This window comes from Stenotrophomonas sp. PD6, assembly GCF_049199305.1.
Classification (GTDB): domain Bacteria; phylum Pseudomonadota; class Gammaproteobacteria; order Xanthomonadales; family Xanthomonadaceae; genus Stenotrophomonas.
On sequence record NZ_JBLZQD010000016.1, the window covers coordinates 1 to 23,741 of the forward strand.

Below are 23,741 nucleotides of genomic sequence, written 5' to 3' on the forward strand. Positions count from 1 at the left end.
GGGTTGGGCAGGAGCCCAACCCCGGTCTTGCCGTGTGCGCAGGACAGCGCACACGTGCAAGCGGCGACTGAGCTTACATGGACGTACTTGCAGCGTCCCCCGCAAACCCACACCGTCCCGCCAAATCAGTGAAATCATTGGCCACCCGCTGTTAGCCCAAATGCATGAGGCAGCCGGGCAGAGCCCGGCTCTGCGCGATCTTTGCAATCGCGTGGCGATCTGTGCAACCGCGTCGAGATCTGTGCAACCGCGTGAGGCTCAGGGCCCCGGCACCATCTTCTTCTGCTTTGCCTTGAAGCGGTTGAATACCGGCGCGATCAGCGGGTGGTAGCTCCAGGCGATGCGCTTGCGCAGCCAGCTGGCGGGGCGGTTGCGGATCGCGAAGCGGTAGATGTGTTCGGGATCGCCGCCGACCACGTTGCGCCCGAACGGGTGCGTGGTGTGCAGGTAGCGGAAGCCATGTTCGCGTGCGATCGGCAGGTAGTCTTCGTCGAAATCGCCGTAGGGCCAGCACAGCGTGTCCGAGACCTCGCCGAGCTGTTCCTGCAGCACAATGCGCGCCATCGCCAGGTCGCCGGCGATGCCCTCGCGCTTCTGCTCGCGGCTGATGTCCTGCTTCATCCAGCGTGTGTGCGTGTGCGTGTGGCAATGCACCTCGAACGTGCCGGCCGCGATCATCGCGCGCGCCTCGCTCCAGCGCATCATCACATCGTCGCAGCGGTTCTCGCGCAGGATCGCCGCCTCGCAGCCGCGGTGATCGGGCGTGTCGGGCAGCGGCGCGCCGGCCTGCCCGGCGTGCGGGCGGAGCGGGCCTTCGCCCATCCAGCCGGTCACCACGAACACCACCGCGTGCATCCCGTACTTCTGCAGGATCGGGTGCGCGTAGACCCAATTGTCCAGGTAGCCGTCATCGAACGTGATCACGATCGACTTGCGCGGCACCGGCTTGCCCGCCAGGAAGCCGGCGTACTGCTCCAGCGTCAGCGACGTCCACCCGTTGCGCGCCAGCCAGGCGATCTGGCTCTCGAAATTCTCCGGCGACACCGTAATCATTCCCGGCGACGGCGAGACGTGGTGGTGCATCAATACCGGTACCGTTCTAGCGTTCGCCATGTCCCAGTTCCCTCAGCCACTGGTGATAATAATATTCGGTCGCCTCCGTGTGACCGGTCGGCGTGAAGCGGTGCGCGCTGCGCATCCACTCCCATCCCGCGCGGCCCATCTGCCGGCGGCGCTCCGGCTGTTCCACCAGCGTCTCCAGCGCACGCGTCAGCGCCGCTTCGTCGCCGAGCGGCGCGAGCAGCGCGTTGCTGCCTTCCACCAGCATTTCCGGCACGCCACCCACCCGGGTCGCCACGATCGGCACGCCTACATAGGCCGCTTCCAGGAACACCGTGCCGGCCGCCTCCTTGTGGCTGGCCAGCGCGAACAGATCGAACGCCGTCATCAGCCGGCACGCGCCCAGCCGGTAACCCAGCAGGTGTACCTGCGAAGCAATGCCCAGCGACTCGCGCAGCGCCTTCAGCGTGTCCATCATCGGCTGGCCGTCGCCGACGATCACCAGCTGCAGATGGGGATGGCGACGGCACAGCGGCGCGATCGCGCGCAGCAGGTCGGCGTGACCCTTCGGTTCGCGCAGCACCGCCACGCAGCCGACCACGATCTGGTCGTCGTCGAAACCGAGCTCGCGGCGGACTTCCGCGCGGGTGTCCTGCAGACACTGCCAGGCGTCGTCGTTCTGCACCTGCGACCACTGCGGCGGCACCGCGATCGGCGGCACGATGCCGATGTGCGCGTCCTCGATGCCCCGATGGACCAGCAACTGCTTCACGAAGCTGCTGACCGTCAGTACCCGGTGCGGCAGCCCGGTGTAGGTGAGCAGGGAATTGACCGGGCTCATCAGGTGGCGCGAGCGCACCACCAGCGGCGCGCCGGCCAGGCGCGCACCGGCGGCGGCGATCAGCGCGTCGCGGCGGCTGGTCGTATTGACCACGTCATAGGCGTTGCGCTTGACCAGCCGCGACACCGACCAGATCCCGCGCAGCAGGCGCAGCAGGCCGCCCATCTTCAGCGCGTGCACCGTGAAGCCGGCTTCGCGCGCCATCTCGCCCAGGCGGGCGCCGGGCTGGCACAGCAGCGAGACATCGTGGCCGCGCTCGCGCATGGCCAGCATGTGACGGTAGATATAGATTTCCTGCCCGCCGAATCCCTTGGCGGCTTCCGTGTGCAGGATCTTGAGGGGTGTGTTCATCATGAACGGTCCAAGGGTGTAGTCGGTAAACGTCAGTGCGTGCGGAACCGGGTCAGCCGGGCAGGGTGCTGCCACCGGGCCGGCGTCCATGCACGGTCTACGCAGATGGGGAGTCGGAAGACGTGGCGGTGGCTGGCGTCCCTGGCCGCCCGGCGGTGGCGCGTGGCCGGGCAGGGCGCATTGTATCGATATGTATCAATGTATCGAAGGTGTCGATCGTCCGATCTGGCACAATGTTCAGCCGGGCCACAGGCGTGGCCACGTTTCCCACCTCGAACAAGCCAGGAACCGCTGTGAGCCAGATCCCCACCCTCGATATCACCCGTTTCGACAGCGACCGCGACGCCTTCGTCGCAGAGCTGGGCGCGGCCTACCGCGAATGGGGTTTCGCAGGCATACGCAACCACGGCATTCCGCAGGCCGACATCGACGCAGCCTATGATGTGTTCAAGGCCTTCTTCGCCCTGCCCGAAGCCACCAAGCTGCAGTACCACCTGCCGGGTACCGGCGGCGCGCGCGGCTACACCCCGTTCGGCGTGGAGACCGCCAAGGGCTCCAAGCATTTCGACCTGAAGGAGTTCTGGCACATCGGCCGGGAGATTCCGGACGACTCCAAGTACCGTGACGTGATGGCCCCGAACCTGTGGCCGAGCGAAGTCCCGGGCTTCAAGGAGAAGGGCTACGGCCTGTACCAGGAGCTGGACAAGCTGGGCTCGCGGGTGCTGTCGGCGCTGGCCCTGCACATCGGCCTGCCGATCGACTTCTTCGCGGACAAGACCAACAACGGCAACTCCATCCTGCGCCCGATCCACTACCCGCCGATCACCGCCGACGACATTCCGAATGTGCGCGCGGGCGCCCACGGCGACATCAACTTCATCACGCTGCTGGTCGGCGCGAGCGCCGCGGGCCTGGAAGTGCAGTCGCACGAGGGCAAGTGGGTGCCGTTCACCTCGGACGCGGACACCATCGTGGTCAACATCGGCGACATGCTGCAGCGCCTGACCAACCACGTGTACCCGTCCACCATCCACCGCGTGGTCAACCCCCCGGGCGAGCAGGCACGCCAGCCGCGTTACTCGGTGCCGTTCTTCCTGCACCCGAACCCGGACTTCCTGATCGACGTGCTGCCGACCTGCATCACCCCGGAAAACCCGAGCCGCTACCCGGAGCCGATCACCGCCCACGGGTTCCTCGAAGAACGCCTGCGCGAGATCAAGCTGAAATGATCAAAAGGCCACCTAAGGGTGGCCTTTTCATTTCAGCGGTAGCCCCGGCCGTTGGCCGGATGCTTTGCCCCGGGCACGGGGCGGAGTCCTGCCCGATTTCAATATCCATTTGAAATGTAAGCGTTTTCGGGAAACGCCGATTCGTTACATCCGGTATCATTGCCGGCTGATACCCAAAAGGAGCCCGCCATGCGCCGCACGATCGTCGCCGGTAACTGGAAGCTGCACGGCAGCCGCCAATTCGCGACCGACCTGGTCAGCGACATCGTCGCCCGCCTGCCGAAGGACGGGGTGGAGGTGGTCATCCTGCCGCCGCTGCCCTACCTGGGCGAGCTCGTGGCCGATTTCGAGGGCCGGGCCGTGGCGTTTGGCTCCCAGGACGTGAGCTCCAACGAGAAGGGCGCCTATACCGGCGAGGTCTCCGCCGCCATGCTGGCCGAAGTCGGCGCCCGCTACGGCCTGGTCGGGCACTCCGAGCGCCGCCAGTACCACCAAGAGAGCAGCGAGCTGGTCGCGCGCAAGTTCGCTGCCGCCCTGCATGCCGGGCTGGTCCCGGTCCTGTGCGTCGGCGAGACCCTGGAGCAGCGTGAAGCCGGCCAGACCGAGCAGGTCATCGCCAGCCAGCTGGCCCCCGTGCTCGAGCTGGTGGGCCCCGCCGGCTTCCAGCATGCCGTGGTCGCCTACGAGCCGGTCTGGGCCATTGGCACCGGCCGGACCGCCAGCAAGGAGCAGGCCCAGCAGGTCCATGCGTTCATCCGTGGCGAAGTGGCCAAGCTCGATGCTAGAATTGCGGATTCACTGCCCATCCTTTACGGCGGCAGCGTCAAGCCCGACAACGCTGGGGAACTGTTCGCGCAGCCCGATGTCGATGGTGGGCTGGTAGGCGGCGCCTCGTTGGTGGCCGCGGATTTCCTGGCCATCGTCCATGCGGCGGCCACCTGATAAGCAACATTGCCGGCTGACCGTCGGCATTACATGTCCGAGGGCGGATTCGAAATGCTGATGTTGATCCTCAATGTGGTCTACGTGCTGGTGGCGGTGGCCATGATCGCGCTCATCCTGATGCAGCGTGGTTCCGGCGCGGCCGCAGGGTCGGGTTTCGGTGCCGGCGCCTCGGGCACGGTGTTCGGCGCGCGTGGCGCGTCCAACTTCCTGTCCAAGTCGACCAAGTGGCTGGCCGTGGTGTTCTTCGGCATCAGCCTGTTCATGGCCTGGTACGCCAGCCATGGTTCGCGTCCGGGCGTCCAGCAGGACCTTGGCGTGATGTCGGCTCCGGCCGCAACCGCGCCGGCGACCCCGGCGGGCGAGCTGCCGGTCGTGCCGAAGGCCCCGGAAACCGCCGTCCAGCAGCCGGTTCCGCAGGCGACTGTGCCGGCTCAGGCGGAAACGCCGAAATCGGGTGAAGAAAAGCCTTCGGAAGGCACCCAGACTCGCTGAAGACGGTTACAATATGCGGCGCATCGGGGGAGTCCAATAGGAAATGCTCCCGGTGTGACACGTAAGCCCAGGTGGCGGAATTGGTAGACGCACTACCTTGAGGTGGTAGCGACTTAGGTCGTAGGGGTTCGAGTCCCCTCTTGGGCACCATTTTGTTTGTAAGCGGATCCGTCTGGCGCGCAAAGCGCCAGGTAGCGGTACCCGTCCACTCCCCCATGCCAACACGCCTGCAGGCGTAGCGGCAGAGGCAAGAGAGAATCGCTGTGCTGGCCGAATATTTGCCGTCTCTGCTGTTTCTGATCGTTGCCACCGGTATCGGCGTTGCGCTGATGCTGGTCGGCCGATTCCTCGGTCCCCGTCGTCCAGATCTGAAAAAGCTCTCGCCGTACGAGTGCGGCTTCGAGGCTTTCGAGGACGCGCGCATGAAGTTCGATGTGCGCTACTACCTGATCGCGATCCAGTTCATCGTATTTGACTTGGAAATCATCTTCATCGTGCCGTGGACCCAGGTCTTCATGGAGCTGGGCGCACGTTCGCTGGTCACGATGGGCCTGTTCGTGGGCATGCTTTTCCTCGGTTTCATTTACGTCTGGAAGAAGGGAGCGCTGGAATGGGAGTAATTCAGACGCTCGACGGCCTGATGAACAACCCGGTCCCGGAAGGGCGGGTCGATGACATCCTGCGCCCTGAAGGCGACAACCCGCTGCTCGAGAAGGGCTATGTGACCACCAGCGTTGATGCGCTGTTGAACTGGGCACGTACCGGCTCGATGTGGCCCATGACCTTCGGTCTGGCCTGCTGCGCGGTTGAAATGATGCATGCCGGCGCCGCGCGCCTGGATCTTGACCGTTACGGTGTGGTGTTCCGCCCGTCGCCGCGTCAGTCCGACGTGATGATCGTGGCCGGCACCCTGGTCAACAAGATGGCTCCGGCCCTGCGCAAGGTCTACGACCAGATGCCGGACCCGAAGTGGGTCATCTCCATGGGCAGCTGCGCCAACGGTGGCGGCTACTACCACTACTCGTATGCAGTAGTGCGTGGTTGCGACCGCGTGGTACCGGTGGACATCTACGTCCCCGGTTGTCCGCCTACCGCCGAAGCGCTGGTGTACGGGATCCTGCAGTTGCAGAAGAAGATCTGGCGTACGCAGACCATCGCCCGCTGACATTCCTCCTGACAAGAGCACGCCAAGCCCCCATGGCAGAGCAAGCATCCTTCATCGACCGACTTTCCGCACGCTTTGCCGGTGCGCAGGTCTTCGTGGTCGAACCCCGCGGCGAAGTGACGCTGGAAGTGCCCGCCGCTGACTGGCATGCCACGGCTTTGGCGCTGCGCGACGAATTCGGTTTCGAGCAGTCCGTCGACCTGTGCGGCCTGGACTACCTCGGCTATGGCAGTGACGAGTGGGACACCTCCGATGTCTCCTCGCACGGCTTCAGCCGTGGCGTCGAGGGCAAGTCGGTCGGCCGTTTCGCGTGGGGTGAATTCCCCACCCGCGAAACCAGCGACGGCACCCAGGCGCAGCCCATTCCGCTGCAGCGTTTCGCCGTGGTCGCCCAGCTGCGTTCCTACCAGCACAACCTCACCATGCGCATCCGCTGCTTCGCGCCGAACGAGGAACTGCCGGTGGTGGCCTCGCTGACCGACGTGTGGCCGGGCCTGAACTGGTTCGAGCGCGAAGCGTTCGACCTGTTCGGCGTGATCTTCGAAGGTCACCCGGACCTGCGCCGCATCCTGACCGATTACGGCTTCGTGGGGCATCCGTTCCGCAAGGACTTCCCGCTGATCGGCAACGTCGAAGTGCGCTACGACGAAGAGAAGAAGCGCGTGATCTATGAGCCGGTCACCTCGGTGGAGCCGCGTGTCGGCGTGCCGCGCGTGATCCGTGACGACGCCCGTTTCCAGACCGCTGCCGGCGAAAGCGCGCAGACGGAGGCAGTAAAGTGAGTGCTGATCTGAGCAAGCTCGAGCCGCAGGCCCACCAGGCCTTCGCCAGCAATCCCGCCGAAGCCCGGCAGGAAATCCGCAATTACACGATGAACTTCGGTCCCCAGCATCCGGCCGCGCACGGTGTGCTGCGCCTGATCCTGGAAATGGACGGCGAAACCATCATGCGTGCCGACCCGCACGTGGGCCTGCTGCACCGGGGCACCGAAAAGCTGGCCGAATCCAAGCCGTTCAACCAGTCCATCGGTTACATGGACCGCCTGGATTACGTGTCCATGATGTGCAACGAGCACGCCTACGTGCGCGCCATCGAGACCCTGATGGGGATCGAAGCGCCCGAGCGTGCCCAGTACATCCGCACCATGTTCGACGAAATCACCCGCATCCTGAACCACCTGATGTGGCTGGGGTCCAACGCGCTCGACCTGGGCGCGATGGCGGTGATGCTGTACGCCTTCCGCGAACGCGAAGAGCTGATGGACTGCTACGAAGCGGTCAGCGGCGCGCGCATGCACGCGGCGTACTACCGCCCGGGCGGCGTCTACCGCGACCTGCCGGACCAGATGCCGAAGTACAAGGAATCGCGCTGGCACAAGGGCAAGGCCCTGAAGAACCTCAACGCCTCGCGCGAAGGTTCGCTGCTGGACTTCCTGGAGAACTTCACCGTCGAGTTCCCGGGTCGCGTCGACGAATACGAAACCCTGCTCACCGACAACCGTATCTGGAAGCAGCGTACGGTCGGCATCGGCGTGGTCACCCCGGAACTGGCCCATGCCTGGGGCATGACCGGCGTGATGCTGCGCGGTTCGGGCGTTGCCTGGGACCTGCGCAAGAAGCAGCCGTACGCCAAGTACGATGCCGTCGATTTCGACATCCCGCTGGGCAAGGAAGGCGACTGCTACGACCGTTACCTGGTCCGCGTGGCCGAGATGCGCGAATCCAACCGCATCATCAAGCAGTGCGTGCAGTGGCTGCGTGCCAACCCCGGCCCGGTCATGGTCAAGAACTTCAAGGTCGCGCCGCCCAGCCGCGAGGACATGAAGGACGACATGGAAGCGCTGATCCATCACTTCAAGCTGTTCAGTGAAGGCTACTGCGTCCCGGCCGGCGAAACCTATGCCGCCGTCGAAGCGCCCAAGGGCGAATTCGGCTGCTACCTGATGTCCGATGGCGCCAACAAGCCGTTCCGCGTGCACCTGCGCGCGCCGGGCTTCGCCCATCTGTCCTCGATCGACTCCATCGTGCGCGGCCACATGCTGGCCGACGTGGTGGCCATGATCGGCACCTACGACCTGGTGTTCGGCGAGGTGGACCGGTAATGGCAACCGCATGCACGACGCCTGACACCCGCCGGCTGCTGCCGGCGCTGCAGGTTCTGGTTCTTAACGATTTGGTATCTGCTGAGGTCGGCCGATGAAGGCGACGGGTAATTTCGAAGCGGCGCGTGACGTCGACCCGATGGTGGTGTTGAGCGACAAGACGCGCGCGCACATCGATCACTGGCTGTCCAAGTTCCCGCCGGACCGCAAGCGCTCGGCCGTGCTGCAGGGTCTGCACGCCGCGCAGGAGCAGAACGCAGGCTGGCTGACCGACGAGCTGATCGCCGGCGTGGCCAAGTACCTGGACCTGCCGCCGGTGTGGGCCTATGAAGTGGCCAGCTTCTACTCGATGTTCGAGCTGGAGAAGGTCGGCCGCCACAACGTTGCCTTCTGCACCAACATCAGCTGCTGGTTGAACGGCGCCGAGGACCTGGTTGCGCATGCCGAGAAGAAGCTCGGCTGCAAGACCGGCCAGTCCACCGCCGATGGCCGCATCTACCTCAAGCGTGAAGAAGAATGCCTGGCCGGTTGCGCCGGTGCGCCGATGATGGTCATCAATGGCCATTACCACGAGCGCCTGACCGTCGAGAAAGTCGACGAGCTGCTGGACGGGTTGGAGTAAGACATGGCACATCATCACGCACCCCAGGGTCCGGTCGGTCCCGCACCGCTGCCGCACCAGGTGGTCTACACCACCTTGCACTACGACACCCCGTGGTCGTACGAAAGCTACCTCAAGACCGGTGGCTATGCCGCCCTGCGCAAGATCCTCGAAGAGAAGATCTCGCCGGAGCAGGTCATCGAGATGGTCAAGCAGTCGAACCTGCGCGGCCGTGGCGGCGCAGGCTTCCCGACCGGCCTGAAGTGGTCCTTCATGCCCAAGGGCACCATGCAGAAGTACATCCTCTGCAACTCGGACGAATCCGAGCCGGGCACCTGCAAGGACCGCGACATCCTGCGTTACAACCCGCATTCGGTGGTGGAAGGCATGGCGATCGCCTGCTACGCCACCGGCAGCACCGTGGGCTACAACTACCTGCGCGGTGAGTTCCACCACGAGCCGTTCGAGAACTTCGAGCAGGCCCTGGCCGACGCGTACGCGAACGGCTGGCTGGGCAAGAACATCCTCGGCAGCGGCGTGGACATCGACATCTACGGTGCCCTCGGCGCCGGCGCCTACATCTGCGGCGAAGAAACCGCGCTGATGGAATCGCTGGAAGGCAAGAAGGGCCAGCCGCGCTACAAGCCGCCGTTCCCGGCCAACTTCGGCCTGTACGGCAAGCCGTCGACGATCAACAACACCGAGACCTATGCCTCGGTGCCGGCGATCATCCGCAACGGTCCGGAGTGGTTCCAGGGCCTGAGCCTGACCAAGAACGGCGGTCCGAAGATCTTCTCGGTCTCCGGTTGCGTGCAGCAGGGCGGCAACTTCGAAGTGCCGCTGGGCACCACCTTCGACGAGCTGCTGGAAATGGCCGGTGGCCTCAAGCCGGGCCGCACCCTCAAGGGCGCAGTGCCGGGCGGCGTGTCGATGCCGGTGCTGAAGGCCGAAGAGCTCAAGGGCCTGCAGATGGACTACGACACCCTGCGTGCCCTCGGCACCGGTCTGGGGTCGGGCGCCATCGTGGTGCTGGACGACAGCGTCTGCTGCGTCAAGTTCGCCTGCCGCATCAGCCAGTTCTTCCACAAGGAATCCTGTGGCCAGTGCACCCCGTGCCGCGAAGGCACCGGCTGGATGCACCGCGTGCTGGAGCGCATCGTCGCCGGCAAGGCGACCATGGAAGACCTGCACCAGTTGAAGACGGTGGCCGGCCAGATTGAAGGCCACACCATCTGCGCGTTCGGTGAAGCGGCGGCATGGCCCATCCAGGGCTTCCTGCGCCAGTTCTGGGACGAATTCGAGTACTACATCGTCAACGGTCATTCGATGGTTGACGGCAAGAAGGTGGAGGCAGCCGCCGCATGAGCGCGCAACCCAACAATCCTGGTGGCACCCCGGCGATCGTGCCGGAAGGGCATGTGACCGTCGAGATCGACGGCCAGTCCCTGGTCGTGCCCAAGGGCTCGATGATCATCCAGGCCGCCGACAAGGCCGGCATTCCGATTCCGCGCTTCTGCTACCACGAGAAGCTGCCGATCGCGGCCAACTGCCGCATGTGCCTGGTGGACGTCGAGAAGTCGCCGAAGCCGGCGCCGGCCTGCGCCACCCCGGTGATGGATGGCATGAAGGTCGCCACCCGCAGCGAGAAGGCCCTCAAGTTCCAGCGTTCGGTGATGGAGTTCCTGCTCATCAACCACCCGCTGGACTGCCCGATCTGCGATCAGGGCGGCGAGTGCGAGCTGCAGGACGTCTCGCTCGGCTACGGCCGTTCGGTGAGCCGCTTCAACGAGCGCAAGCGCGTGGTGCCCGACGAGGACATCGGTCCGCTGGTCGCCACCGAAATGACCCGCTGCATCCAGTGCACCCGCTGCGTCCGCTTCACCGCCGACGTGGCCGGTACCTATGAACTGGGCGGCATGTACCGCGGTGAAAACCTGCAGATCGGCACCTACGACGGCAAGCCGCTTACCACCGAGCTGTCCGGCAACGTCGTCGACGTCTGCCCGGTTGGCGCGCTGACCAACAAGGTGTTCCAGTTCCGCGCCCGTCCGTGGGAACTGACCGCACGCGAGTCGCTGGGTTACCACGACGCGATGGGTTCGAACCTGTTCCTGCACGTGCGCCGCGGCGAAGTGCTGCGTTCGGTGCCGCGCGACAACGAGCTCGTCAACGAATGCTGGCTGTCCGACCGTGACCGTTATTCGCACCAGGGCCTGTACAGCGCCGACCGCGCCGTCAAGCCGCTGCGCAAGGTCAACGGCGAATGGCAGGAAGTGAGCTGGGCCGAAGGCCTGGCCGCCGCCAAGGACATCCTCACCGCCAACCGCGGTGACGACCTGGGCGTGCTGGTGCACCCGTCGGCCTCGAACGAGGAGGGCGCCCTGCTGGCCCGTCTCGCCAGCGGCCTGGGCACCACCAACATCGACCACCGCATCAACAACCGCGACTTCTCCGACGCCGCCACTGCCGAAGTCTTCGGCCTGTCGCTGGCCGAGATCGAAGGCGCCGACAGCATCGTGGTTCTGGGCAGCAACATCCGCCACGAACTGCCGCTGCTGCACGCCCGCCTGCGCAAGGCGCAGACCACGCGCAATGCCAAGATCCACGCGATCAATCCGGTGGATTTCGATTTCGCCTTCAAGCTGGCCGGCAAGCAGATCGTGGCCCCGTCGAAGTTCGTCGAGGCCCTGGGCAACGCCGAGCTGCGCCAGGCCGTGACCGGCAACGCCGTGCTGATCGTCGGTGGCATCGCCGAAAACCACCCGCAGGCCGCCGCGATCCGCGCCGCCGCGCGTGACTTCGCCGCCGCCACCGGTGCCAAGCTGTGCCGCATCCCGCAGGGCGCCAATGCCGTGGGCCTGGCCCGCGCCGGCGTGCTGCCGGCCGGCAAGGACGTCAACGCCATGCTGGCCCAGCCGCGCAAGGCCTATGCCCTGTACGGCATCGAGCCGGGCCTGGACTTCGCCGACGCCGCCGCTGCCCGCAAGGCACTGGCCGGTGCGCAGGTGGTGGCCTTCAGCCAGTTCGCCTGCGCCTCGACCCGCGACGTGGCCGATGTGATCCTGCCGATCGGCGCACTGCCGGAAATCGACGCCACCCTGACCAACCTCGATGGTCGCGAGCAGTCGGCACGTGCCGGCGGCAAGCTGCCGGGCGAGGCCCGTGAAGGCTGGCGCGTGCTGCGTGCGCTGGGCGGCGAGCTGGCCCTGGCCGGTTTCGAATTCATCGACCTGGCCGGCCTGCGCGCCAGCCTGGCCCCGGTCAGCGTCAGCGTCTCCACCTCGGCGGCAACGCCGGTGGCGGGCGAGGGCCTGGAAGTGGCCTCGACCGCCGCGATCTACCGCACCGATGCGGTCGTCCGCCGCGCCCAGGCGCTGCAGTCGCACCCGCTCAACGCCGCGCCGCGCATCGTGCTCAACGCCGATGACGCCGCCCGCCTGCAGCTGGTGGAAGGGCAGATGGCCAAGGTCGGCACCGATGCCGGCAAGGCCACCCTGCCGGTGGTGGTCGACGCCCGCGTCGCTGCGGGCTCGGTCTGGATTGAATCGGGCCACGGTGCAACCGCACCGCTGGGTGCCGCACGCGTAACGGTGGTGGCTGCATGAACGAATTGCTGTTGAACGCGGTCGACCCGCTCCACCAGTGGCTCCTGGGCCTGGGTGAGATCGGTGCGCTGCTGTGGATCGTGCTGAAGATCCTGGTGATCGCCATGCCGGTGATCATCTCGGTGGCGTTCTACGTCGTCTGGGAGCGCAAGCTGATCGGCTGGATGCACGTCCGCCACGGGCCGATGTACGTGGGCATGGGCATCTTCCAGGCCTTCGCCGACGTCTTCAAGCTGCTGTTCAAGGAGATCATCCAGCCGGCGAGCTCGCACAAGGCGATGTTCATCCTGGCGCCGCTGATCACCCTGGCCCCGGCCTTCGCGGCCTGGTCGGTGGTGCCCTTCGACGCGCAGATCGTGCTGTCCAATGCCAACGCCGGCCTGCTGTACCTGCTGGCGATGACCTCGCTGGGCGTGTACGGCATCATCCTGGCCGGCTGGGCATCCAACTCCAAGTACGCCTTCCTGGGGGCCATGCGCGCCTCGGCGCAGATGATCAGCTACGAAATCGCCATGGGCTTCGCCCTGGTCGGTGTGATGATCGCGGCGGGCAGCCTGAACCTGAGCGGCATCGTGGCGGCGCAGGCCGGCAACTCCGGCTTCTTCGACTGGTTCCTGATTCCGCTGTTCCCGCTGTTCGTCGTGTACTGGGTGTCCGGCGTGGCCGAAACCAACCGCGCGCCGTTCGACGTGGTGGAAGGCGAATCGGAAATCGTCGCCGGCCACATGGTCGAGTACTCCGGTGGTGCGTTCGCGCTGTTCTTCCTGGCCGAATACGCCAACATGATCCTGATCAGCTTCCTGATCTCGATCTTCTTCCTCGGCGGCTGGCTGAGCCCGTTCCAGGGCTGGATCACGGCAGACATCTCGCCGTGGATCGACTGGATCTGGAAGGGCGGCGCCCCGTGGCTGCTGCTGAAGGTGTTCTTCTTCGCCAGCGCCTACATCTGGTTCCGTGCCAGCTTCCCGCGCTTCCGTTATGACCAGATCATGCGTCTGGGTTGGAAGGTCTTCATCCCGCTCACCATCGCGTGGATTGCTGTTACGGCTGTGATGGTGTTCTACGGCGTGATCCAGAAGGGCGTCTAAGTGATGAATCGAATTACCCATTACTTCAAAAGCCTGCTGCTGCTTGAGCTGCTCGGGGGTCTGTGGCTGACCCTCAAGTACGCCTTCAAGCCGAAGTACACCCTGATGTACCCGATGGAAAAGTTCCCGCAGTCGCCGCGTTTCCGCGGCCTGCACGCGCTGCGCCGGTACCCCAACGGCGAAGAACGCTGCATCGCATGCAAGCTGTGCGAAGCGGTGTGCCCGGCGCTGGCCATCACCATCGATTCGGCCAAGCGCGAAGACGGCACCCGCCGTACCACCCGCTACGACATCGATCTGTTCAAGTGCATCTTCTGCGGCTTCTGTGAGGAAAGCTGCCCGGTGGACTCGATCGTCGAGACCCACATTCTCGAGTACCACTTCGAGAACCGTGGCGAGAACATCGTTACCAAGCCGCAGCTGCTGGCCATCGGTGATCGGCTTGAAGCCGAAATCGCCGAGCGTCGTGCCGCCGATGCCGCTTTCCGCTGAGGTCGCATGATGGATTGGGTAAATATCTTCTTCTGGGTCTTCTCCATCGTGGCGGGCATTTCCGCCGTGGCGGTGATCAGCGTGCGCAACCCGGTGTATGCCGTGTTGTGCCTGATCCTGACCTTCTTCTCCGTGGCCTGCATCTGGATCCTGGTCGGGGCCGAGTTCCTGGGCGTGGCCCTGGTGCTGGTCTACGTCGGCGCGGTCATGGTGCTGTTCCTGTTCGTGGTGATGATGCTCGACATCGACGCCTCGAACCTGCGCGAAGGCTGGGTGCGCTACCTGCCGATCGGGCTGATCGTGGCGGTCACCATGCTGGTGCAGATGCTGATCCTGATCGGCGTGAAGGGCAGGGCGGTCAACCCGTTCCCGGCCGACAACGCCGCCGCGCTCGCCGCCGACAGCTCCAACATCACCTGGCTGGCGCGCAGCCTGTTCACTGAATACCTGCTGCCGTTCGAGTTCGCCGCCGTCATCCTGACCGTGGCCGTGGTCGCCGCCGTGATGCTGACCCTGCGTCGCCGCACCGGCCTGAAGACCCAGAACCCGACCGAGCAGACCATGGTCAAGGGCCATGACCGCCTGCGCGTGGTCAAGATGGACGCCGAAACCCCGGTGGTCCACACCCTCACCAAGCCGTCCAGCAACGAGGAGGCCAACCCATGATCACCCTCGGTCATATCCTGGCCCTTGGCGCGCTGCTGTTCTGCATCAGCCTTGCCGGCATCTTCCTCAACCGCAAGAACATCATCGTGCTGTTGATGTCCATCGAGTTGATGCTGCTGTCGGTCAACATCAATTTCGTCGGGTTCTCGCGTGAAATGGGTGATACGGCCGGACAGCTGTTCGTCTTCTTCATCCTGACCGTGGCCGCGGCCGAGGCCGCGATCGGCCTCGCGATCCTGGTAACCCTGTTCCGTACCCGCCGCACCATCAATGTCGGCGAAGTCGATTCGCTGAAGGGCTGATCCGTAGATGGAAATTACTCTCTCCAAGAGTCTGTTGATTGCAGTGGTGCTTGCACCGCTGCTCGGCAGCATCATCGCCGGCCTGTTCGGTCGCCAGGTGGGCCGCGCAGGCGCCCAGGCCGTCACCATTCTCGGTGTCGGCGTCAGCTGCCTGCTGTCCAGCTACGTGTTCTACCAGCTGCTGTGGGGCGGCGCGCAGCCGTTCAACCAGAACATCTACACCTTCTTTGAGGTCGGCCAGTACTCGGCGCATGTCGGTTTCATGATCGACAAGCTGACCGCGATGATGATGGTCGTGGTCACCTTCGTGTCGTTCCTGGTGCACGTGTACACCATCGGCTACATGCAGGATGACCCGGGCTACCAGCGGTTCTTCAGCTACATCTCGCTGTTCACCTTCTCGATGCTCACCCTGGTGATGAGCAACAACTTCCTGCAGCTGTTCTTCGGCTGGGAAGCGGTGGGCCTGGTGTCGTACCTGCTGATCGGTTTCTGGTTCAAGCGCCCGACCGCCATCTTCGCCAACATGAAGGCCTTCCTGGTCAACCGTGTGGGTGACTTCGGCTTCATCCTCGGCATCGCCGGCGTGCTGTGGGTGTTCGGCACCCTGGACTACGCCAGCGTGTTCGCCAATGCGCCGATCCTGGCCCATCCGGAAGCGCAGCTGCAGGTGTGGTCGGGCACGATCAACCTGTTCGGCCTGACCAGCATCCAGGTGACCGCCGAGCCGGTGATCTGGTCGATCGCCACCGTGATCTGCATCTGCCTGTTCATCGGCGCCATGGGCAAGTCGGCCCAGGTCCCGCTGCACGTGTGGCTGCCCGACTCGATGGAAGGCCCGACCCCGATCTCGGCCCTGATCCACGCCGCGACCATGGTCACCGCGGGCATCTTCATGGTCACCCGCATGTCGCCGCTGTTCGAGCTGTCGCAGACCGCGCTGAACTTCGTGCTGTTCATCGGTGCCACCACCGCCTTCTTCACCGGCCTGATCGGCATCGTGCAGAACGACATCAAGCGCGTCGTCGCGTACTCCACGCTGTCCCAGCTGGGCTACATGACGGTAGCGCTGGGCGTGTCGGCCTATTCGGCTGCCGTGTTCCACCTGATGACCCACGCGTTCTTCAAGGCGCTGCTGTTCCTGGGTGCGGGCTCGGTGATCATCGCCATGCACCACGAGCAGGACATGCGCAAGATGGGCGGCCTGCGCAAGTACATGCCGATCACCTTCATCACCATGTGGATCGGTACGCTGGCCCTGGTCGGTACGCCGTTCTTCTCGGGCTTCTACTCGAAGGACACCATCATCGAGGCGGCTAAGCACCACGCCGAGTTCGCTCCGAGCTGGGTGGCCACGTATGGCTACTGGGCCGTGCTGGGTGGCGTGATCGTCACCAGCTTCTACAGCTTCCGCCTGTTGTTCCTGACCTTCCATGGCAAGGAACGCTTCCGCGACGTGCATCATGACGACGCGCATGGTCATGACCATGACGATCACCATGCCGCCGACGCGCATGCCGATGCCCATGCTGCCGATGCCCACCACGGTGACGCGCACCATGACGACCACGGCCATGGCCACGGCCCGCATGAGCCGCACGAAACCCCGTGGGTGGTGACGCTGCCGCTGATCCTGCTGGCGATCCCGTCGATCTTCATCGGTTACTTCAGCATCGGTCCGATGCTGTACGGCACCGACTGGGCCGGCCACCATGCCGCGCACGGCATTCCGGGCCAGGTGCATTCGTTCTTCACCGGCGTGGTCGATTTCTACGACCCGGCGCGCAACACCATTGGCGCCCTGGCTGAAGAATTCCATGGCCCGCTCGGTTTCGTTGGTCATGCCATGAAGGGGCCGGCCGTGTGGCTGACCCTGGCAGGCTTCCTGCTGGCCGCATTGTTCTACCTGTGGAAGCCGGAACTGGCCACGAAGGCCCGCAAGACCTTCGCCCCGCTGGTGTCGGTGCTGGAGAACAAGTACGGATTCGACAAGCTCTGGATCGGCGGTTTCGCCGGTGGCGGCATCAAGCTGGGCAAGGTTTCGCGCGCGATCGACACGAACATCGTCGATGGTGTGGTGGTCAACGGTTCGGCACGCCTGATCGATCTGGCGGCCAACCTGCTGCGTCGCACCCAATCCGGTTTCCTCTATCACTACGCCTTCGCGATGATCATCGGCCTGATTGCCCTTCTGGGCGTCCTGATGCATTACCTGCGTTGATGACCTGTACGGAATAAGAAGACGTGTCGAACTGGCCTCTACTCAGTGTTCTCATCTGGCTGCCGATCCTCGGCGGTGCCTTGATCCTTGCCATCCGTGATGCGCAGACCGCCCGCTGGGCGTCGCTGGGCGTGGCGGTGCTGACCTTCGCGGCCAGCCTGTTCCTGCTCAGCGGTTACGACGTGAGCAACGACGCGCTGCAGTTCGTCGAGACCCGCGCCTGGATCCCCGCCTACGACATCGGCTACAACCTGGGTGTGGATGGCATCGCCATCGCGCTGATCCTGCTCACCACGCTGGTCTCGGTGTTGGCGCTGATCGGCGCCTGGAGCGCGATCGACAAGCGCGTCAACCAGTACGTGGCCGCCTTCCTGATCCTGGAAGGCGTCACCGTCGGTATCTTCGCCGCCACGGACGCGATGCTGTTCTACGTGTTCTTCGAAGCGATGCTGATCCCGATGTTCCTCATCATCGGTGTCTGGGGCGGCCCGCGCCGCATCTACGCCGCGCTGAAGTTCTTCCTGTACACCTTCCTCGGCTCGGTGCTGATGCTGGTGGCGCTGATCTACCTGTACCTGAAGGGCGGCAGCTTCCAGCTGGCCGACCTGTACCAGCTGCAGCTGTCGGCCCAGGAGCAGACCTGGATCTTCTTCGCCTTCCTGATCGCCTTCGCGGTCAAGGTGCCGATGTTCCCGGTGCACACCTGGCTGCCGGATGCGCACGTGGAAGCGCCCACCGCCGGTTCGGTGATCCTGGCCGCCATCGCCCTGAAGATCGGTGGTTACGGCTTCCTGCGCTTCAACCTGCCGATCGTCCCCGACGCGTCGCAGGAATGGGCATGGCTGGTGATCACCCTGTCGCTGATCGCCGTGATCTACGTCGGTCTGGTCGCCCTGGTGCAGGACGACATGAAGAAGTTGATCGCCTATTCGTCGATCGCGCACATGGGCTTCGTCACCCTGGGCACCTTCATTGCCCTGTGGCTGGTGCGTGACGCCGGCAACCCGGACGCCGCGCGCCTGGGCCTGCAGGGTGCGATGGTGCAGATGGTGTCGCACGGCTTCGTTTCCGGTGCCATGTTCTCCTGCGTCGGCGTGCTTTACGACCGCATGCACAGCCGCCGGATCGCCGATTACGGCGGCGTGGTGAACGTGATGCCGTGGTTCGCCACCTTCGCCATGCTGTTCTTCATGGCCAATGCCGGTCTGCCGGGCACCAGCGGCTTCGTGGGCGAGTTCATGATCATCATGGCCAGCTTCCAGCGCAATCCGTGGCTGGCACTGGCGGCAGCAAGCACGCTGGTCATCACCGCCGCCTACACGCTGTGGCTGTACAAGCGCGTGTTCTTCGGTGAAGTGGCCAACGCCCATGTTGCCGAGCTGAAGGACATCAACGGCCGTGAATGGCTGGTGTTGGGTGTGTTCGCCGTGGGTACGCTGGCTCTGGGTCTGTACCCGAAGCCGCTGACCGACCTGATGGAGCCCTCGATCGCGAAGCTGGCGATGCAGATCGCATCCAGCAAGCTGCTGTAATCGGGCCGTCGAGAGTATTGATTCCAGGATTTGATGATGACCACCTCGCCGCTGTTGCCATTGACCGCCGCTGACCTGCCGCCGCTCGCTCCCGAGCTGGTGCTGATCGGCAGCGCGTTCACCCTGTTGATCCTCGATCTGTTCATCAGCAAAGAGAACAAGATCTGGACCCACCTGTTCTCGGTCGCCGCGCTGGCGGTCGTGCTGTTCATGCTCGCCACCGGTGTGGGCGGGCAGGGCGAGGTCTTCCACGGCATGTTCGTCCGCGACACCGCGGCCGACGTGATGAAGACCGTGATCGTGCTCTGCAGCGGCCTGACCCTGGTCTACGGCTGGAGCTACCTGCGCGAACGCGATCTGTTCCAGGGCGAAATCCCGGTGCTGATCCTGTTCGGCACCGCCGGCATGATGATCCTGGTCTCGGCCGGCAGCCTGCTCATGGTGTACCTGGGCCTGGAACTGCTGGCGCTGTGCTCCTACGCGCTGGTTGCCAGCAACCGCGACAACGGCCTGGCCACCGAAGCGGCGATGAAGTACATCGTGCTCGGTTCGCTGGCCTCGGGCCTGCTGCTGTACGGCATGTCGCTGATCTACGGCGCCACCGGTTCGCTGCACCTGGACGCCATCAATGCGGCCATCCCGCATACGGACGAGAAGGTGCTCCTGCTGACCGGCGCGGTGTTCATGATCGCCGGCGTGGCCTTCAAGCTGGGCGCTGCTCCGTTCCACATGTGGCTGCCCGACGTGTACCAGGGTGCCCCGGCACCGGTCGCGCTGTTCATCAGCTCGGCCCCGAAGCTGGCTGCATTCGGCATGGCCTACCGCCTGCTGGAAGTGGGCGTGGGCCCGCTGTCGCCGGAATGGAAGTACCTCATCGGTGGCCTGGCCGCGCTGTCGCTGGTGATCGGCAACCTGATGGCGATCGCGCAGACCAACCTGAAGCGCATGCTGGCGTACTCCACCGTGTCGCACATCGGCTTCCTGCTGATGGGCATCGCCGGTGGCGGTGAGCGCGGCTACGCGGCGGCGCTGTTCTACGCCCTGAGCTACGCGATCATGTCGACCGCCGCCTTCGGCGCCATCATCGCGCTGTCGCGCAATGGCTTCGAAGCCGAGAAGATCGAAGACTTCAAGGGCCTCAACGCACGCAATCCGTGGATGGCAGGCCTGGTCCTGTGCATCATGGCGTCCATGGCCGGCATCCCGCCGTTCCTGGGCTTCTGGACCAAGCTGGCGGTGCTGGGCGCGGCCGTCGAAGGCGGCATGCTGTGGCTGGCCCTGCTGGGCGTGATCTGCGCCGTGATCGGTTGCTTCTACTACCTGCGCGTCATCAAGGTCATGTACTTCGATGAGCCGGTGGGCGAGCCGCTGCCGGCCAACAACGACCGTGTGGTGGGCGTGGTGCTGGGCGTGAACGCGCTGGCGCTGCTGGCCCTGGGCCTGGCGTGGAACCCGATCATGGTCTGGTGCCAGCAGGCTTTTGCGCATCTTGCATAAAAAACGATACAAAACTGCGCAAGTAGTGTAATATTCGTCTCCTGAGTTGTTGATGCAGCGGTTTCGCCAGAACATCGTTGCGGTGATTACATCGACTCAAACACTTCCGTTGCGGGGTGGAGCAGTCTGGCAGCTCGTCGGGCTCATAACCCGAAGGTCGCAGGTTCAAATCCTGCCCCCGCTACCATATCGACCCAGCGCAAGCCGGGTGATGGACGAACCAAGCGATCCCGGCAACGGGGTCGCTTTTTTCGTTTCACGACCCCTTGATGGGGGCGGGCGTATTGAGATGTGTCGTCGGGGGACACACGCAGTATTGGACAGCGAGGCTGTGCCATGTCGCCGTCGTTTACCCGGCCCGCGCCCGCTGGCAGCAGCCACGACAGCGCGCCTTCCCGCTGGCAGTCTCCGGGCCGGCTTGGCTACAACGGCCAACTGCACGAGCCGGCCGGCTGGTGGCAGATCCTTGGCAACGGCTACCGCGTGTACAACCCGGCGCTGATGCGGTTCCACAGCCCGGACAGCCTGAGTCCGTTTGACAAGGGTGGGATCAACGCCTATGCGTACTGCACATGTGACCCGATCAATCGGATGGACCCGAATGGTCACTGGTCTTTCCACGCGTTCGCCGCCAACCTGCTGCAGTTCAAACTGCGCACCCCTCTGGTGACGCCTATCTTCGTGGCAACCGCGGCTTCGCTGGCCGCAGTGGGCTTGGCGGTGGCATCGCCCAACGAAAAGCAGCGGGCGTTCGCGATCGCCGGCGCCGTGATAGCGGCCACGGGCGCGCTCATGGGCGCGCGTTATGCCTGGATGAAGCGCAAGCCTCGCGCAGCGCCTGGGAAGTCATCGGCGACTGCCGTGCAGAAGTCGACAACCGCCCCGGTAGTCGTGGGTGAGGCGAGGCCGCCTGCATTGCCGATGCCTGATGCCAGTCCCTCAAGGTCCATCTCTGTCTCCACCACCACAACGCGTGTCTCGTTCTCATTGCCCCCAACGCGAGGACCTTCAGTGGCATCAATGGTCGCTCCATCCACGCCTGCATCGTTTCGTCAGAAGCGTCTTGCCCCGCCGCCGCCTGGACAGGGCCGTCGCACGGGAAACGTTGGGCCAGTGGATCGTCCTTCGCGCGTATCCACGAATGAGGTAGCGCGAATCAGGGGCGGGGTTCGCGCATGAGCGGGGCGCGCGAGGAGACTGCAATGCAGCGACCATCTACCATGAAGGCGCAGGGCGCAGGTGGCGGCGTATGCCCTGCAGATGCACCCCCCGACAGCGCGGCTCGCCTTGGTTACAACGGCCAGTTGCATGAGCCGGTCGGCTGCTGGCAGATCCTCGGCAATGGCTACCGCGTGTACAACCCGGTACTGATGCGGTTTCACAGCCCCGACAACCGGAGTCCGTTCGACGAGGGCGGCATCAATGCATACGCCTACTGCAGTTGCGACCCGGTAAATCACACCGACTCCACCGGCCACTTTCTGGTCCCTCTTGCTGCATTCATGGGAATCGGTGCGGTCGGGGTGGGGGCTGCGGCGGGAGTCATGGCCGCGCAGGGGAAAACCAAAGAAGCGGGCATTCTGGGTGCGATCGCCGGGGTGCTGGGTGCCGCGTCGATGATTGTGGGGAGCGTGGCTCATTCGAGAGGGACTGCGTCTTACCTGCCGCAGGGTGAGATGCTCACCAAACAAGGGCGGCATACGGTGAAAGTCATCGTCCATGGCGATCGGGCGGGTACCAAGGTAGGTAACCGGTTGCTAAATGGTGTGCAGGCCAGCGGTGAGCTTAGGCGCCGTGGCGTTGATGGATCAAAGCCCATCAAACTTCTGTCGTGCCACTCGGCAGACGGAGACTCGCCTCAGGCGCAGTTGATCTCCAATGAATTCCAGGTCCCGGTCAAGGGGTTTCATGGCAAGGTCTCCGCGAACCGGAAGACCTTCAAGGCCGTTGGGCCTCGCACCTCGGCTATGTTCTACCCTCAGAAAGGCGCCGAGCGCGAGGTGACCGAGATCCGCAATACGGCGCTGCATCGGCAACGATGGGGGAGGGCGGGGAATGGCCACGGCAGGTGACTCCGGTGAGGCTGCTGCGAAACGTGGCGGTGCTGCAGGGGGTTGCGGCTTGTTTCAAAGTCACTTACAATTCCGCTTCTGCTGCGGGGTGGAGCAGTCTGGCAGCTCGTCGGGCTCATAACCCGAAGGTCGCAGGTTCAAATCCTGCCCCCGCTACCACAGAAATTCTGCAGTGCAGATGCAGTAGACGAAAAGGCGATCTCGGCAACGAGGTCGCTTTTTTCGTTGTGCCTGATTGTGGTGCGTGCCTGCGTGTGTGGGCGGCGCGGACCGGACTTCGCGTGGCGGTGCAATGGGCGGCGCGGGTGACCGTTACCGGTGGTAGGGTCGCGCGCCGGCCGACTGCGCGGGGCCGAGCACCGTTCGGGGATGGCATGACCATGGAACGGGGTTGGCCTCTGCGGTCGTCATGCAGCGGTTTCGTTCAGTTTTCATGCCGGTATCGGGCGATGGTCATTTCCGTGCAGTCGGCTGGGGCGCGACCCTACCGGTGCGGGGCCGGAGCATGATGGCGCCGGCTGCCGGACCTCGGTGCCGGTGACTACCAGGCTGGGCAGGATCTGGCGCCGGGCCATTGCACCAGCGCGGTGCAACCGCTATCATCAGCGGCTTGGCGGGTTCCCTGAATTCATCGCTTTCATGGATGTGAAGGGGCTCGCGACCGGCTTCCAGGAACGACGACCTGTCTTCAGGGCGCCGTGACCCCCCGGAAGACTGGGCTCGCAGCATCATGCACCGCGCATGGTCTGCAACCGGAATCCAGCATGACCGGAGTTGTACCGGACAAGGGGCCCAGCGGGCCCTTTGTTGTTTCCGGAACATGTTCAGTGGGAGCGGTCCAGCGTGACTGGCCGGCCCAGTACCTCTTTCAACGAATCAAGGCAGACTGTGAGCGACAAGGCAACCGAAATCGCGAATCTGCTCGCCCCCACCGTTCAGTCGCTGGGTCTCGAGCTGCTGGGTGTGGAATATCTGACTGCCCCGGGCGGTGCAACGCTGCGCCTGTACATCGACGTGCCGCTGGCCGAACAGCCCGAGCGCGTCGTCAACATCGACGACTGCGAGCGCGTGAGCCGCGAAGTGTCGGCCCAGCTGGACGTGGAAGATCCGATCACCGCCAATTACACGCTGGAAGTGTCCTCGCCGGGCGTTGACCGCCCGCTGTTCACCTTCGAGCAGTTCGAGCGCGCGGTCGGCGAGTCGGCCAAGGTCACGCTGAAGCTGCCGCAGGACGGCCGCCGTCGCCTGCAGGGCGAAATCCTCGGCGTCGATGCCGAGCAGAACACCGTCACCTTCAAGGTCGACAATTCCCCGTTTACCGCCGACGTCGACAATATCGAGAAGGCACGCATCATGCCGGACTGGGCCGCTCTCGGCCTGGCTCCGACCAAACCGACTGGCCCGGCGCCCAAGCAGGGTGGCAAGGCGAACAAGAAACCATCCAACGAGCCGGCGGCCAAGAAGCCGCGCGCGGAGTGAGCC

At 64.6% G+C, this 23,741-nt stretch carries 22 protein-coding genes and 3 tRNA genes; 23 read left to right on the forward strand and 2 right to left on the reverse strand.

Annotated features, from left to right (window positions below):
- Nucleotides 1-258: 258 nt before the first annotated feature.
- On the reverse strand, nt 259-1,113 hold the full coding sequence (locus ACOZHM_RS17300) for a polysaccharide deacetylase family protein (protein WP_421570566.1): 855 nt from the start codon (nt 1,111-1,113) through the stop codon (nt 259-261).
- Nucleotides 1,100-2,251 (reverse strand): glycosyltransferase family 4 protein, encoded by a 1,152-nt coding sequence (locus tag ACOZHM_RS17305; protein ID WP_421570567.1) that lies wholly within the window; start codon nt 2,249-2,251, stop codon nt 1,100-1,102. The genes ACOZHM_RS17300 and ACOZHM_RS17305 overlap by 14 nt, the downstream gene beginning before the upstream one ends.
- Nucleotides 2,252-2,544: 293 nt before the next feature.
- Here ACOZHM_RS17305 and ACOZHM_RS17310 point away from each other — a divergent pair, with 293 nt between their 5' ends.
- The 23 genes from ACOZHM_RS17310 (at nt 2,545) to rimP (ending at nt 23,738) form a co-directional block, all read left to right on the forward strand.
- Nucleotides 2,545-3,480 (forward strand): isopenicillin N synthase family dioxygenase, encoded by a 936-nt coding sequence (locus tag ACOZHM_RS17310; protein WP_421570568.1) that lies wholly within the window; start codon nt 2,545-2,547, stop codon nt 3,478-3,480.
- A 189-nt stretch (nt 3,481-3,669) separates the two neighbouring features.
- Nucleotides 3,670-4,422, forward strand: coding sequence for a triose-phosphate isomerase (gene tpiA / locus ACOZHM_RS17315; protein WP_421570569.1), 753 nt, complete (start codon nt 3,670-3,672; stop codon nt 4,420-4,422).
- 54 nt (nt 4,423-4,476) lie between these two features.
- Nucleotides 4,477-4,917, forward strand: coding sequence for a preprotein translocase subunit SecG (secG, locus tag ACOZHM_RS17320; protein ID WP_421570570.1), 441 nt, complete (start codon nt 4,477-4,479; stop codon nt 4,915-4,917).
- A gap of 65 nt (nt 4,918-4,982) precedes the next feature.
- Nucleotides 4,983-5,067: transfer RNA gene (locus tag ACOZHM_RS17325), tRNA-Leu, on the forward strand.
- 113 nt (nt 5,068-5,180) lie between these two features.
- Nucleotides 5,181-5,537, forward strand: a complete 357-nt coding sequence (locus tag ACOZHM_RS17330) for an NADH-quinone oxidoreductase subunit A (protein ID WP_026069699.1) — start codon at nt 5,181-5,183, stop codon at nt 5,535-5,537.
- On the forward strand, nt 5,528-6,082 hold the full coding sequence (locus tag ACOZHM_RS17335; protein ID WP_019182677.1) for a NuoB/complex I 20 kDa subunit family protein: 555 nt from the start codon (nt 5,528-5,530) through the stop codon (nt 6,080-6,082). The genes ACOZHM_RS17330 and ACOZHM_RS17335 overlap by 10 nt, the downstream gene beginning before the upstream one ends.
- Before the next feature lie 32 nt (nt 6,083-6,114).
- Nucleotides 6,115-6,864, forward strand: a complete 750-nt coding sequence (locus tag ACOZHM_RS17340; protein ID WP_313344568.1) for an NADH-quinone oxidoreductase subunit C — start codon at nt 6,115-6,117, stop codon at nt 6,862-6,864.
- A gap of 89 nt (nt 6,865-6,953) precedes the next feature.
- Nucleotides 6,954-8,183, forward strand: a complete 1,230-nt coding sequence (locus ACOZHM_RS17345; RefSeq protein WP_421570655.1) for an NADH-quinone oxidoreductase subunit D — start codon at nt 6,954-6,956, stop codon at nt 8,181-8,183.
- A 94-nt stretch (nt 8,184-8,277) separates the two neighbouring features.
- Nucleotides 8,278-8,805: an NADH-quinone oxidoreductase subunit NuoE gene (gene nuoE, locus ACOZHM_RS17350; RefSeq protein ID WP_070207226.1), complete on the forward strand. Its 528-nt coding sequence runs from the start codon at nt 8,278-8,280 to the stop codon at nt 8,803-8,805.
- Nucleotides 8,806-8,808: 3 nt separating this feature from the next.
- Nucleotides 8,809-10,149, forward strand: coding sequence for an NADH-quinone oxidoreductase subunit NuoF (nuoF, locus tag ACOZHM_RS17355; RefSeq protein WP_421570571.1), 1,341 nt, complete (start codon nt 8,809-8,811; stop codon nt 10,147-10,149).
- Complete coding sequence (gene nuoG, locus ACOZHM_RS17360) at nt 10,146-12,389, forward strand: NADH-quinone oxidoreductase subunit NuoG (protein ID WP_421570572.1); 2,244 nt, start codon at nt 10,146-10,148, stop codon at nt 12,387-12,389. The genes nuoF and nuoG overlap by 4 nt, the downstream gene beginning before the upstream one ends.
- Nucleotides 12,386-13,477, forward strand: a complete 1,092-nt coding sequence (gene nuoH / locus ACOZHM_RS17365) for an NADH-quinone oxidoreductase subunit NuoH (protein ID WP_421570573.1) — start codon at nt 12,386-12,388, stop codon at nt 13,475-13,477. Before nuoG ends, nuoH begins: the two co-directional genes overlap by 4 nt.
- A gap of 3 nt (nt 13,478-13,480) precedes the next feature.
- Nucleotides 13,481-13,969: an NADH-quinone oxidoreductase subunit NuoI gene (nuoI, locus tag ACOZHM_RS17370; protein ID WP_017355930.1), complete on the forward strand. Its 489-nt coding sequence runs from the start codon at nt 13,481-13,483 to the stop codon at nt 13,967-13,969.
- Between the two features lie 6 nt (nt 13,970-13,975).
- A complete protein-coding gene (locus tag ACOZHM_RS17375) occupies nt 13,976-14,635 on the forward strand; it encodes an NADH-quinone oxidoreductase subunit J (protein WP_421570574.1) in 660 nt (219 codons plus the stop codon).
- Entirely contained in the window at nt 14,632-14,937 is a 306-nt protein-coding gene (gene nuoK / locus ACOZHM_RS17380; RefSeq protein ID WP_068853402.1) for an NADH-quinone oxidoreductase subunit NuoK, read from the forward strand. The genes ACOZHM_RS17375 and nuoK overlap by 4 nt, the downstream gene beginning before the upstream one ends.
- A 7-nt stretch (nt 14,938-14,944) precedes the next feature.
- Nucleotides 14,945-17,158, forward strand: a complete 2,214-nt coding sequence (gene nuoL, locus ACOZHM_RS17385; protein ID WP_421570575.1) for an NADH-quinone oxidoreductase subunit L — start codon at nt 14,945-14,947, stop codon at nt 17,156-17,158.
- 23 nt (nt 17,159-17,181) lie between these two features.
- On the forward strand, nt 17,182-18,690 hold the full coding sequence (locus ACOZHM_RS17390; RefSeq protein ID WP_421570576.1) for an NADH-quinone oxidoreductase subunit M: 1,509 nt from the start codon (nt 17,182-17,184) through the stop codon (nt 18,688-18,690).
- A 36-nt stretch (nt 18,691-18,726) separates the two neighbouring features.
- Nucleotides 18,727-20,187, forward strand: a complete 1,461-nt coding sequence (gene nuoN, locus ACOZHM_RS17395; RefSeq protein WP_421570577.1) for an NADH-quinone oxidoreductase subunit NuoN — start codon at nt 18,727-18,729, stop codon at nt 20,185-20,187.
- 110 nt (nt 20,188-20,297) lie between these two features.
- Nucleotides 20,298-20,374: transfer RNA gene (locus ACOZHM_RS17400), tRNA-Met, on the forward strand.
- A 149-nt stretch (nt 20,375-20,523) separates the two neighbouring features.
- Nucleotides 20,524-21,366, forward strand: coding sequence for an RHS repeat-associated core domain-containing protein (locus ACOZHM_RS17405; RefSeq protein ID WP_421570578.1), 843 nt, complete (start codon nt 20,524-20,526; stop codon nt 21,364-21,366).
- A 23-nt stretch (nt 21,367-21,389) separates the two neighbouring features.
- Nucleotides 21,390-22,259: an RHS repeat-associated core domain-containing protein gene (locus tag ACOZHM_RS17410; protein WP_421570579.1), complete on the forward strand. Its 870-nt coding sequence runs from the start codon at nt 21,390-21,392 to the stop codon at nt 22,257-22,259.
- 82 nt (nt 22,260-22,341) lie between these two features.
- Nucleotides 22,342-22,418 (forward strand) — tRNA-Met (locus ACOZHM_RS17415).
- Between the two features lie 729 nt (nt 22,419-23,147).
- Nucleotides 23,148-23,738: a ribosome maturation factor RimP gene (gene rimP, locus ACOZHM_RS17420; RefSeq protein ID WP_421570580.1), complete on the forward strand. Its 591-nt coding sequence runs from the start codon at nt 23,148-23,150 to the stop codon at nt 23,736-23,738.
- Nucleotides 23,739-23,741 lie beyond the last annotated feature (3 nt).